The sequence below is a fragment of the Clostridium sp. OM02-18AC genome, assembly GCF_003481825.1.
Taxonomy (GTDB): domain Bacteria; phylum Bacillota; class Clostridia; order Lachnospirales; family Lachnospiraceae; genus Brotaphodocola.
The window spans coordinates 80,589-91,764 of record NZ_QULW01000018.1 but is presented as its reverse complement, the minus strand read 5'-3'; the positions used below and the strand labels follow the sequence as shown (position 1 = coordinate 91,764).

General features: G+C 48.1%; 10 protein-coding genes. 4 read left to right on the top strand and 6 right to left on the bottom strand.

What is annotated here, in order from left to right; genetic code table 11:
* The 3 genes from DXB18_RS16360 to DXB18_RS12840 all read left to right on the top strand — a co-directional run.
* A partial coding sequence (locus tag DXB18_RS16360) for a hypothetical protein (protein ID WP_207665786.1) occupies nt 1-211 on the top strand: 211 nt, incomplete at its 5' end.
* Nucleotides 177-2,300 (top strand): M28 family peptidase, encoded by a 2,124-nt coding sequence (locus DXB18_RS12845; protein WP_118708198.1) that lies wholly within the window; start codon nt 177-179, stop codon nt 2,298-2,300. The genes DXB18_RS16360 and DXB18_RS12845, both read left to right, overlap by 35 nt.
* Nucleotides 2,301-2,388: 88 nt before the next feature.
* Nucleotides 2,389-3,024, top strand: a complete 636-nt coding sequence (locus DXB18_RS12840) for an N-acetyltransferase (protein ID WP_118542989.1) — start codon at nt 2,389-2,391, stop codon at nt 3,022-3,024.
* 67 nt (nt 3,025-3,091) lie between these two features.
* Here DXB18_RS12840 and DXB18_RS12835 read toward each other — a convergent pair whose 3' ends face one another.
* From DXB18_RS12835 to DXB18_RS12820, 4 genes are all read right to left on the bottom strand, one after another.
* The gene (locus DXB18_RS12835) at nt 3,092-3,811 is read right to left on the bottom strand and encodes a biosynthetic peptidoglycan transglycosylase (RefSeq protein ID WP_347560893.1); all 720 of its coding nucleotides are present in this window, start codon (nt 3,809-3,811) and stop codon (nt 3,092-3,094) included.
* A gap of 156 nt (nt 3,812-3,967) precedes the next feature.
* Nucleotides 3,968-4,522: an anaerobic ribonucleoside-triphosphate reductase activating protein gene (gene nrdG / locus DXB18_RS12830; protein ID WP_118708196.1), complete on the bottom strand. Its 555-nt coding sequence runs from the start codon at nt 4,520-4,522 to the stop codon at nt 3,968-3,970.
* A gap of 15 nt (nt 4,523-4,537) precedes the next feature.
* A complete protein-coding gene (locus DXB18_RS12825; RefSeq protein WP_243035306.1) occupies nt 4,538-6,292 on the bottom strand; it encodes an ABC transporter ATP-binding protein in 1,755 nt (584 codons plus the stop codon).
* A gap of 1 nt (nt 6,293) precedes the next feature.
* Nucleotides 6,294-8,045: an ABC transporter ATP-binding protein gene (locus tag DXB18_RS12820; protein WP_118708194.1), complete on the bottom strand. Its 1,752-nt coding sequence runs from the start codon at nt 8,043-8,045 to the stop codon at nt 6,294-6,296.
* A gap of 194 nt (nt 8,046-8,239) precedes the next feature.
* Here DXB18_RS12820 and DXB18_RS12815 point away from each other — a divergent pair, with 194 nt between their 5' ends.
* Nucleotides 8,240-9,064, top strand: a complete 825-nt coding sequence (locus DXB18_RS12815; protein ID WP_118708192.1) for a YihY/virulence factor BrkB family protein — start codon at nt 8,240-8,242, stop codon at nt 9,062-9,064.
* Between the two features lie 46 nt (nt 9,065-9,110).
* Here the strand turns inward: DXB18_RS12815 and DXB18_RS12810 are convergent, their stop codons facing one another.
* On the bottom strand, nt 9,111-10,046 hold the full coding sequence (locus DXB18_RS12810) for a M14 family metallopeptidase (protein WP_118708190.1): 936 nt from the start codon (nt 10,044-10,046) through the stop codon (nt 9,111-9,113).
* Complete coding sequence (locus DXB18_RS12805) at nt 10,043-10,996, bottom strand: M14 family metallopeptidase (protein ID WP_243103459.1); 954 nt, start codon at nt 10,994-10,996, stop codon at nt 10,043-10,045. The genes DXB18_RS12810 and DXB18_RS12805 overlap by 4 nt, the downstream gene beginning before the upstream one ends.
* Nucleotides 10,997-11,176 lie beyond the last annotated feature (180 nt).

Here is an 11,176-nt window from a genome sequence, read left to right as displayed (position 1 = left end):
GTGCAAGAGTAAACTCCACCGCCCTTTGGAGAAGTGGAATTTAAATTTTCATTTTAGGCCTGATTCTTTTTTCTCCATTTTCCTTTTCTCCTCCGCTATTCAGTGCTATAATGAAACGGCAAAGCAGTCACGTGACTTCGTCACGGAATCGACTGCACAAACGGAGGTTAACCCACATGAATTTACAACAATCAATCCTAGAAAACCTTGATATAAATTATTCTTATACGCTGGCGAAGCGCATGGAACAGTTCCGCTCCAACCCAGTGCTTGGTTACCGGCCGGCCGGTTCCAAAGCAGAATTTGAGACCGGCGAAATGCTGAAACAGGAAATGGAAGCCATCGGTCTTTCCAACGTCACGAAAGATGCCATAAAGGTAGACGGCTGGGAATTTAAAAAGGCAGTGCTTTCCTATACCGATGAAAATGGGACCCGGCACGAGATTCAGCTCGGTGCTTACCAGACCACCTTTGTGACCGATGGTCCGAAAGACTTTTCCCTGATGTATCTCGGAAAAGGAACTGCTGCCGACTACGAAGGCAAAGACATTACCGGGAAGCTGGTTCTGGTCGACATCAACCAGCGAGACGAATGGTGGATCAATTATCCGGTCTATCAGGCTCATTTAAAAGGTGCTGCTGCGCTGATCGCTGTACAGAGCGGCGGCTACGGCGAGATTGACGATGAGGCGCTGAATGCGCAGGATATCGCCGGACCGGAAAATGCGCCTGCGTTTTCTATCTCCAGAAAAGATGCAGACCCGTTAAAGAGTCTGCTCCTTGCAAAAGAAGCTGCTTCTAACACACACATAGATGCGGATGCCCCTGCAGGCGATACCTCGCTTACTTCCGAGATTACCGTAACCCTGGATGCAGACAGCCGCGTAACCCGTGACTGCACCACTTACAATATCGTGGGATCGATTCCGGGAAAGCATGCAGACCGTATGATCCTGTTGTCTGCCCACTATGACTCTTACTTCAGTGGTTTCCAGGATGATAACACTGCGGTTGCGCTGATGTTTGGAATCGCGAAAGCACTTTTAAAAAGCGGCATGAAGCCAAACAACACCATTGTAATCTGTGCGATGGCTGCAGAGGAATGGGGGGTTGTAGACTCCAACTTCGACTGGTCGACCGGCGCTTACGAGCAGGTGTTTACCGCGCATCCGGAGTGGGTTGGAAAGGTCATCGCCGATTTAAACTTTGAGCTTCCGGCGCTTGCACACGGCACCCGTGCCCGCATCCGCAGCTGCTACGAATATACCCGCTTTTTGGAGGAATATCTTTCCGAACTTCCAGATCTGACCCAGGCATACCCGGAGGAGACCCGCATTACTTCTCCGATTGAGACCTGGTCGGATGATTTTTCCATGGCAATTGCCGGAATTCCGTCCATGGTCAATGACTTTACCGGCGGCAGCTTTATGGAGACCCATTATCATTCCCAGTTTGATAACGATGCATTTTATGACGAACAGGTTTACCGGCTTCACCACGAGCTGTTTGCCCTTCTTGTCGCTGCCCTGGACGAGACCTGCGTGATCCCGTTATGTTCTGCCCCGGTTATGAAACGTGCATTAGACGGATATTCCGCATCCAAAGAGGTTCTCCGTCCATTCGTTGCCATGGACCTGATCAGTCCCATGACACTGGCCTCTCTCGTGGAAAAAATCGCGAATCTGGAAGACATGTTAAAGCATGCACAGGAAGTTGCAGAAGACCGTTATGAATCCCGCATGCATACAAACAGCCGTTACCAGGAGCTTCTGGCCGAAGGAAAAACAGAGGAAGCCGAAGTCTTATTTAGCGAGTCAAGGGAAGCCGAGCAGGAAGCTTTGAGACGCTTCAAGTGTGCGCAGGATGAGCTGGTCCGCATTGACTGGTATGGAAATGTGCACTATCCGCACGAAATCCTGCTTCAGAATATCCGCCTCATCGGAGGAGCGATCGCAAACTTAAAAGAGCAGAAGCTCTCTTCTGCCCTTCGCAAACTCTACCAGGTTGATAACAATGCTTACGCATTCATGTTCGATCAGGAAGTTTATGACCACTTTACCGATTATGTATTAAACCAGCCGCAGAACCGCCTGAAATGGGGATACAAACGCCTGATGCCGCATGAGAACCTGTATGCTCTGGTGAAAACACTGCTGGCGCAAAAAGAGACTGCCCCGGAGGAGCTTCAGCTTTCTGCGCAGATCAGTCATCTGGAACGGATCTTCCAGGACCAGTGCCGTCTGCTGATTCAGACGACAGACCGGATCCAATGCCTGGTTCACGACCAGTTTTTGATCTGACGATACCAGAAGCAAAACAGACGAAATCCGATATACTACATATTACCAAACAAAAGAAAGGACAGACGGTCTCCCGTCTGAACACATTATGGAAAGCGATAAACTATACCGCGTACAGCGTGAAGACCTGCCGAAACTGGAAAAACTTTTATATACCTGCTTCAAGCATGATCCGCTCTATGAGACCCTGATCCCGGATCCGGAAATCCGGGAACGCCTCATGCCGGAGCTTTTCCACTGCGATATGGACGAATTTTATGAAACCTGTGAGATTTTTTCGGACAGTGCAGATTTAAACGGAATCCTGGTGGTTTCCGATGAAGCGGAGCCTTACAACATCTTCCAGTTTTACTTTGCAGAAGCGCGCGCAACCCTTCAGACCGATACCTATCTCATCAAAGAGGATCCATCGTTAAAAACCTTCCATAACTTTTTAAAGGGTGGCGATTACTTAAACTCCAGCTGGACAGACCAGCTTCATCAGAAGCAGCGGCTTCACATCATCTATCTGGCTGTCGATCCAAATATGCAGCACCACGGCATTGCAGCGCACCTCATGCAGGAAGCCATCGATTATGCCGATGAACACCGCATGATGATCTCGCTGGAAACACACAATGAACATAACGTGGAATTCTACAAAAATCTTGGTTTTAAGGTTTATGGGATCATGAAGCAGAATTTCCCGTTAAAGCAGTACTGCATGATTCGTGAGATCCAATAAATGAAAAAATCATAGACGAAACCCCAGGGAACATATCATATCACACTGTCCCTGGGGTTTTGTTTTCTCATTTCAGTGCCAGAAGTTCTGCACTCATCACACTGGCTGCCTGATCGTTTAAGTATCCACATGCTTCCATGCGGCTGATTACCTTCTGCTGACGTTTTTCAGCCAGGGCCAGGTTTTTGCTTGGTGCATATCTGGACGGTGCGTTTGGCACGCCTGCCAGAAGTGTAGCTTCATAATCATTCATCCGGGAAGCCGATTTTCCGAAATATCCTTCGCTGGCTTCTCCGATGCTGTAATAGCCATCTCCAAAATAGATGCTGTTGACATAGAGCTCTAAAATCTCATTTTTTGTATACTTCTGCTCCAGCTCGAATGCCAGAAATACTTCTGCCGCTTTGCGTTTCATGGTTTTTTCCTGGGAGAAGTAAAGATTCTTTGCAAGCTGCTGGGTAATGGTGCTTCCACCCTCTACGTAACGGCCTGCCTTTAAATCGTTGAACATAGCCCGTCCAATGGCGATCAGATCCAATGCCCCATGCTCATAGAAGCGGTGATCTTCGACTGATATCACAGCCTGTACATAAGTCTCCGGTAATTCCTCTATGGAAGTAAAATTCTCCTGGCTGCGGATTTTTGCAACCTTTTCTTCCAGACTTACTTCTTCTACTGCGTTTTTGTATAAACCATAGCCCTCTCCGGCTAAGCTAAATCCACATCCTGCAAAGATCGTGCAGGCAAATGCAAACATCCATTTCGCAATTTTCATTCTGCTCATCATAAAAAAGCCCCCTCATCTGCGCTGTCTGAATTCTGTCTTGTTTTCTTATGACATCATTCTAGCACAATGAAGGGGCTTAAGACTTTACCGTTCCCTTAGCGATTCTGACACTATTCCTACAATTCTGACGGGAATTGGAACATTCTGACAAAAATCTTACATTCCGTCAAGAGATTTGTTCTTTTCACGGTACTGTTCTGCCCAGACTGCCTTTCCTTCGTTCAAAGAACGCTTTACATCCAGAATCCGCTGATTTTCTGAACCGCGGAACTTCAGGCTTAAATTTTTTTTCTCTTCTTCGAATTTTCCATCGACCATCACATCAAACAGCGGAACCAGTTCCCGGGTTATCCTGGATTCTTTCATCATTCGCCCAAGAATGTCTTTTTCAAAATCATATCCGCTGAAGCACCAGATGCTTTTGTCCGGAAAACGTTTTTTTAATTCTTTTACAAATGGAAGCAGTCCCTCCTGATTTTCCGGCTCCATGGGTTCGCCGCCAAGCAGGGTGATTCCCTCCATATAGTCATGATCCAGATACGAAAAGATCTGTTCCCAGATTTCTTCTGTAAAGGGTTCACCATAATGAAAATCCCAGGCCTGGGCATTAAAACAGCCTTTACAGTGGTGCGTGCAGCCGCTGACAAACAGCGACACACGCACGCCAGGACCATTTGCAATATCAACTGGTTTGATTGTTGCATAGTTCATACTCACCACTCCTCATTAACCTGCGAACTGACTGTTGTAGAGGTTCGCATAAAAACCATTCTGGGCAAGCAGGGATTCATGGGTGCCCTGCTCAATAATGTGACCATCTTTCATAACCAGGATTACATCGGCCTCACGGATCGTGGAAAGACGGTGCGCCACAATGAAACTGGTACGTCCTTTCATCATGGTCGCAAACGCTTTCTGGATCCGGATCTCCGTACGGGTATCGATCGAGGAAGTTGCCTCGTCCAGGATCAGCATTGGCGGCAGGCACAGCATCACGCGGGCAATGCAAAGAAGCTGTTTCTGACCCTGGGAAAGATTTCCTCCATCCTCCGAGATCACGGTATCATATCCCTGCGGCATACGCTTGATAAAGCTGTGGGCATGCGCCTCTTTTGCTGCCTGAATGATTTCTTCCTCGGTTGCATCCGGTTTTCCATAAGCGATGTTCTCCCGGATTGTTCCTGCTTTCAGCCAGGTTTCCTGAAGTACCATACCATAGTTGGTACGCAGACTCTTTCTGGTGACATGACGGATATCTTCGCCAGACACTTTGATAGAACCGCTGACCACATCGTAGAAACGCATCAGCAGATTGATGATCGTTGTCTTTCCACAACCAGTCGGTCCTACGATTGCAATACGCTGTCCCGGCTTTACATCGAGGTTTAAGTCCTCGATCAGGGATGTATCCGGAGTGTAAGAGAAATTGACATGTTCCAGTTTCACACTGCCGTCTACATTCTGAAGCGTGACCGCATCTGCATCTTCCGGGGTAAACTGCGGCTCGTCGATCAGCTCAAACACACGAGCTGCGCACGCCAGCGCATTCTGCAGCTCTGTTACCACGCCGGAAATCTCATTGAACGGTTTGGTATACTGGTTTGCATAGCTTAAGAATGCAGAAAGCTGTCCGACTGACAAAAGCCCACGGATTGCTGCAAAAGCGCCTGCTACGCCAACGCTGGCATAGACGATGCTGTTGACAAAACGGGTTGCCGGATTCGTAATGGAGGAGAAGAAAATAGCCCGGAGGCTGTAGCCCTGAAGGCGTCCATTGATCTCCTCAAAACGTTTCTGTGCTTCTTCCTGATAGCCAAATGCCTGCACGACTTTTTCATTTCCTACCATCTCGTCTACCAGGGAAGTCAGCTCACCTCTGGTCTTTGACTGCAGCTGGAACATGGAATAGGTCTTCTTGGCAATAAAACTCGCTACACACAGGGAAAGTGGTGTCACACAGACCACAACCAGCGTGATGAACGGATTTACCATAAACATAAAGCCAAGAGTACCAAGGATTGTCAGCACACCGGTAAATAACTGGGTGAAGCCCATCAGAAGTCCCTCAGAGAACTGGTCGATATCTGCAATGATCCGGCTGATCACATCGCCGTACTGATGGGAATCGATGTATTTGAGCGGAAGAACTTCCAAATGGTTAAATGCTTTGGTACGGATATCCTTTACCACCCGGTACGTGATCTGGTTATTGATATGGTTCATCAGCCACTGGGCCAGGGCCGTAATGGCAATGATCACTGCAATTTTCCGAAGGATCACAAACAGTCCTGCAAAATCCACATTGCCCGGACCGAGGATCAGGTCTACGCCCTCTCCGACCAGAATCGGCGCATACAGCGTAGTCGCTACCGTCACGGCTGCAAGGACCAGAGAAAGGACTACAAGCCACTTATAGCTGCCAATGTAATTCAGGATCCGCTTTAAGGTCGATTTGTGTTTTCCGATATCAAGTTTTGCCACCTTACTGCACCTCCTCTTTAGAAAGCTGGGACAGACAGATCTCGCGGTATACTTCACAGCTTTCATACAGTTCTTCATGCGTACCGATACCCACTGCGGCACCATCGTCCAGAACCACAATCTGGTCTGCATGGCGAATCGTGGTCGCACGCTGGGATACGATAAACACGGTCATGTCTTTTGTGCCGTTCTGGATCGCCATACGCAGCTTTGCATCGGTTGCAAAATCCAGGGCAGATGCACTGTCATCCATAATTAAAATTTCCGGATCGCGCACCAAGGCACGGGCAATGGTCAGACGCTGTTTCTGTCCGCCGGATAAATTCTTTCCGGCCTGGTCAATATAAAGATCCAGTCCTTTTTCCTTGCTGTCTACAAACTCGCGGGCCTGGGCAATATCAAGTGCACGGTAAATTTCCTCGTCAGTAGCATCTTTTTTGCCCCATTTCATATTTTCACGCAGAGTGCCTTTAAACAGGATGGCTTTCTGCGGAACGACACCAATCTTTTCGCGCAGGGTTTCCAGCTTGTAATCTTTGACATTCACACCATCTACCAGGACTGCACCTTCCCGCACATCATAAAAACGCGGGATCAGGTTCACCAGGGAAGATTTTCCGGATCCGGTTCCGCCGATGATACCGATGGTCTGGCCTCTCTTTACGGTTAAACTGATATCCGTCAAAGAATCTGCCTTTGCTCCTTTATAAAGAAAATTCACATGGTCAAACTGAACTTTTGCCGGCGCTTTCTGCGGATCTGCAGACACCTCCGGTGTTTTCTCCATCCCTTCGGCCGGACTTACAATGCTGCTCTTTTCATCCAGAACCGTGTTGATCCGGTTTGCACAAGCCAGAGCTTTGGAGATGGAAATGATCAGGTTTGCCATCTTGATCAGCTCAACCAGGATCTGGGACATATAGTTTACAAGTGCCACCGTCTGACCCTGTGTGATGATTCCTGCATCTACCTGCTTACCAGAAATCCAGACAACTGCAATGATCGCAAGGTTGATGACAACGTAGGTCAGCGGATTCATCAGTGCAGAAATTTTTCCTACAAAAACCTGGAATTTCACCAGCAGACTGTTGGATTCATCGAAGTTTCTGATCTCATCTTCCTGCCGGTTAAACGCGCGGATGACTCTTGCGCCGGTTAAGTTTTCCCGTGTAGCCTGGGTTACACGGTCCAGCTGTTTCTGTACTTTTTTATACAGCGGCATGCTGATCAGCATGATGCCGAATACAATGACACAAAGAACCGGAATCGCCACAACAAAAACCATGGCTGCTTTTACATTTACCGTAAATGCCATGACCATGGCGCCAAACACAACAAACGGAGAACGAAGGAGCAGGCGCAGCGCCAGATTCATGCCGGACTGTACCTGGTTAATATCGCTGGTCATACGCGTGATCAGCGTAGAAGTTCCGATCGTATCCTGCTCACTGTAAGACAATCTTCCAATATGGGCAAACAGGTCATTTCTTAAGCCCGTGGCAAACCCGACGGCTGCCTTTGCCGCAAAATACTGGGCGGTGATGGAACATGCCAGACCGATAAATGCCAAAAGGAACAGCATTCCTCCCATTTTCAGGATATAACCTGTATCCTGATTTCTGATACCTACATCAACAATCTGTGCCACAACCAACGGCACAAACAATTCAAAGCTGGCTTCTAACATTTTAAAGAGCGGAGCCAGCACCGACTCTTTTTTGTAGTCGTTCAAGTAATGCAACAACCTCTTCATGGTACCCCTCCTGTTATCTTAGGTTTCTGTTTTGCATCCCGCAAAAGAGGATTTTGTTATTATACCACCTTTTTCCAGTCCATACAAGAAGCGATCCTTGCCATATTTTTATCTGCGTGATACTATGATGTTATAAATTTGGAGATGACGGTTTGTAAGCACAGTCTGTCCAATGCGAAAGGAACTTTCCATCTATGATTTCTCTGTTTTTTCACTGTAAACACATATGGGACCGGTGCGTAAAGGATGAAATTACCGTGTATGCGGCACAGGCATCCTTTTTTATTGTAACCGCCTTTTTCCCTTTTATCATGCTGCTTTTAACTCTGATCCAGTGTCTGCCCAATGTCGGCAAGTCTGATCTGCTCGCCGTCATGGTCCGCATCATGCCGCAAATGCTGCACTCCCTGATCGTAAGCATTGTTGATGATCTGTATATCAAATCTCCCGGCACCATTTTGTCGGTAACTGCCCTGACTGCCCTCTGGTCTGCTTCCAAGGGGATGCTTGGCATTGAGCGCGGATTAAACCGGATCTATGGGGATTTCAAACGGCGCAACTATGTGTTCCAGCGGATGCTATGCTCCATTTATACCCTTATTTTTATGCTGGTGTGTGTGATGTCCCTGGTTCTTCTGATCTTCGGAAAAAACATTGAACGTCTCCTGTTCCGGTATCTTCCGATCCTTGCACCGGCTGCTCGCCTTATCATCAGTCTGCGTGCCCTGTTTGCCCTGGCTGTATTCCTGTTTACCTTCGTCGGGCTTTATACCATTGTTCCGGCAAAAAAGCAAAAACCGCGGCAGCAGCTTGCGGGAGCTGTTTTCACCGCGGTCGGATGGCTTATTTTTTCCTATGCCTTTTCCATTTATTTTACGCACTTCAGCAATTTTTCTTACATGTACGGAAGCCTGACAGCCGTTGTCCTGCTCATGCTGTGGCTTTATATCTGTATCTGTATTCTTTTCATCGGAGCAGAAATAAACGGATTTCTGGAGAAATCACACTATCATATTTAACTTTTAAACACTCCCGGTTCCAATGTCAGCGGACGCGTTCCTTCCTTTATTCATGCAGTCTGCGAATGATCTTAAAAATGATCGTGCCTTCCATGACCGTCGGCTCATGATACGCATAAAATACGATTCCGTCGGTCGGTGAAAGGATCTGACTGATCGTCTCACCTTCCAGTGGATCGATAATGGAAGCCAGTACTTCTCCCCGGTGTACTTCCTGCCCTGGTTCCACATGTCTGCGGTACAGACCCGGAAGATCATTTTTTACATTGGTCAGATCGTCTTCCCGCAGGACACTCGCAATATAGCCGCTGTGGCTGGTATAGCGCAGGATCCCCATGCGGGTCAGGAAACGCAGAACCGAAGCCACCGCCATGCGGGCTGCTTTTTCGTCGATCACTGAGGTGGCGCTGGTATACACAGAAAACGCATTGGTATTCCAGATCTGCCAGTTGTAATTCAGGGTTGCCGTATCGATCGGCTCCGGATGGCGGATCACCACATAAGGCAGACCGAACAGATTCGCCAGGCTGGCATTCTGGTATCCGGTATCCATCATGCGCACATGCGGGACAAAATCGCCCGGCAGGTAAAAACTGGTAAACTGGATTCCGTAATTGTATCCCTGAATCGCCTCAAATACACCTGCTGCGATCCGCTGGGTCGTCTCACCGGCATTGTACCCCGGAAACATCCGGTTAATGTCGGTATTATCCGTTGCCCAGAAGCGCTTTCCGATGTTCATGGAACTGTGGTTGACCGAAGGAATGACTAAAATCTCATTGTCATGCACGATCGCGCCCTTTTCCTCCAGTTCTTTCAATGCTTTTACAAGCTGGGAACAGATGTAAAGCTGCTGCACTTCATTGCCGCGCATGGCACCCACGATACAGGCAGACTTTTCCCCTTTTCCAAAATGGAAGCCATAAACATCCATATCATCCCGATAACAGTTTTCCAGCGTGAATACATTTTCTTTCCTCAATGGTAGTCACCTCCCAGCACGCGTGCGATCAGGGAACCGCAGGATACCACCGGATATTCACGCAGGGTGAAAAGCATCCCGTGAATCGGTGCCTTGACTTCCTGCGCCACATCCCCAGTCAGCGGATTCAGGATCCGGCCGATGAGTTGTCCCTGTTCTACATTTTTCCAGTGCTCCACGCATGGTACAAAGATGCCCGGATGCTCCGCATTTAAGAACCCAACTTCCCCGTCATCGGAAACGATCGGTTCCTTTGGCTCGATCACATCGCCATCCCAGATTCCCATGTCTTTCATAACACAGAAAATACCATCGGTAAGCTGATGACAGAAGCTTTCCGTAATCCGCATGCCGACACCCATTTCCACCACGACCGTCGGCACTCCGATGGTGTTTAAACTGTGGGCCAGCGTGGATTCCAGAACCGTGGCAGCCGCATGAACCCACACAAAATCCAGATTCAGACGCGTGGCAAATGGCAGAAGCGTCTCTTTGGTATTGACATTGACACGCGCCTGCGGAATTTCCCTCAGGAAAATATTGCTGGCGTGAATATCGATGCAAAGGTCTGCACCGGCGATATCCTCCACAATTTTTGCTGCCACATGCTCCGCCACGGAGCCTTCCTCGCTTCCCGGAAAGATCCGGTTCATATCCAGGTCAAACATAGGAATTCCCCGGGATATGGAATCCACGCCCAGGGGATTTAATGCGGGATAGATCTCTACGATTCCCTTTAAATGTTCTTTTTGTTCTTTCAGGATCCGGTTGATCTCATAACACACATACTGACCCTCCAGTTCGTCTCCATGCGTGCCGGTCACAATACAGATCCGTTTTTCCTTTCCGTTTTTTTGCTCCGGTTCGATCACATGTTTCAAGATCCGGAGCTTTTCATCTACAGCAAGTCCTACTTCTGTTACGACTTTTATCGTATCGTCTTGTTTCACGTTTCTTCCACCTTTATATAAATTGTCTGCTATTCAGGCATGTTCAAACAGGAATGACTCTTTGTCTGTTTTGTTCTATGCGCCCGAGAAAACAGGCGCCTGAATTTCATCTCAAGCGCCTTTACTTGCAGTACATATTGCAGATGCACCGGTGCACATCCGCGTATTTACTGAAACTAT

What these genes read in the sequence shown, in the direction of transcription:
- DXB18_RS12845 (WP_118708198.1), top strand. Translation starts at nt 177, where the DNA reads ATGAATTTACAACAATCAATCCTAGAAAACCTTGATATAAATTATTCT.
- DXB18_RS12840 (WP_118542989.1), top strand. Translation starts at nt 2,389, where the DNA reads ATGGAAAGCGATAAACTATACCGCGTACAGCGTGAAGACCTGCCGAAA.
- DXB18_RS12835 (WP_347560893.1), bottom strand. Translation starts at nt 3,811, where the DNA reads ATGATGAGCAGAATGAAAATTGCGAAATGGATGTTTGCATTTGCCTGC.
- nrdG (WP_118708196.1), bottom strand. Translation starts at nt 4,522, where the DNA reads ATGAACTATGCAACAATCAAACCAGTTGATATTGCAAATGGTCCTGGC.
- DXB18_RS12820 (WP_118708194.1), bottom strand. Translation starts at nt 8,045, where the DNA reads ATGAAGAGGTTGTTGCATTACTTGAACGACTACAAAAAAGAGTCGGTG.
- DXB18_RS12815 (WP_118708192.1), top strand. Translation starts at nt 8,240, where the DNA reads ATGATTTCTCTGTTTTTTCACTGTAAACACATATGGGACCGGTGCGTA.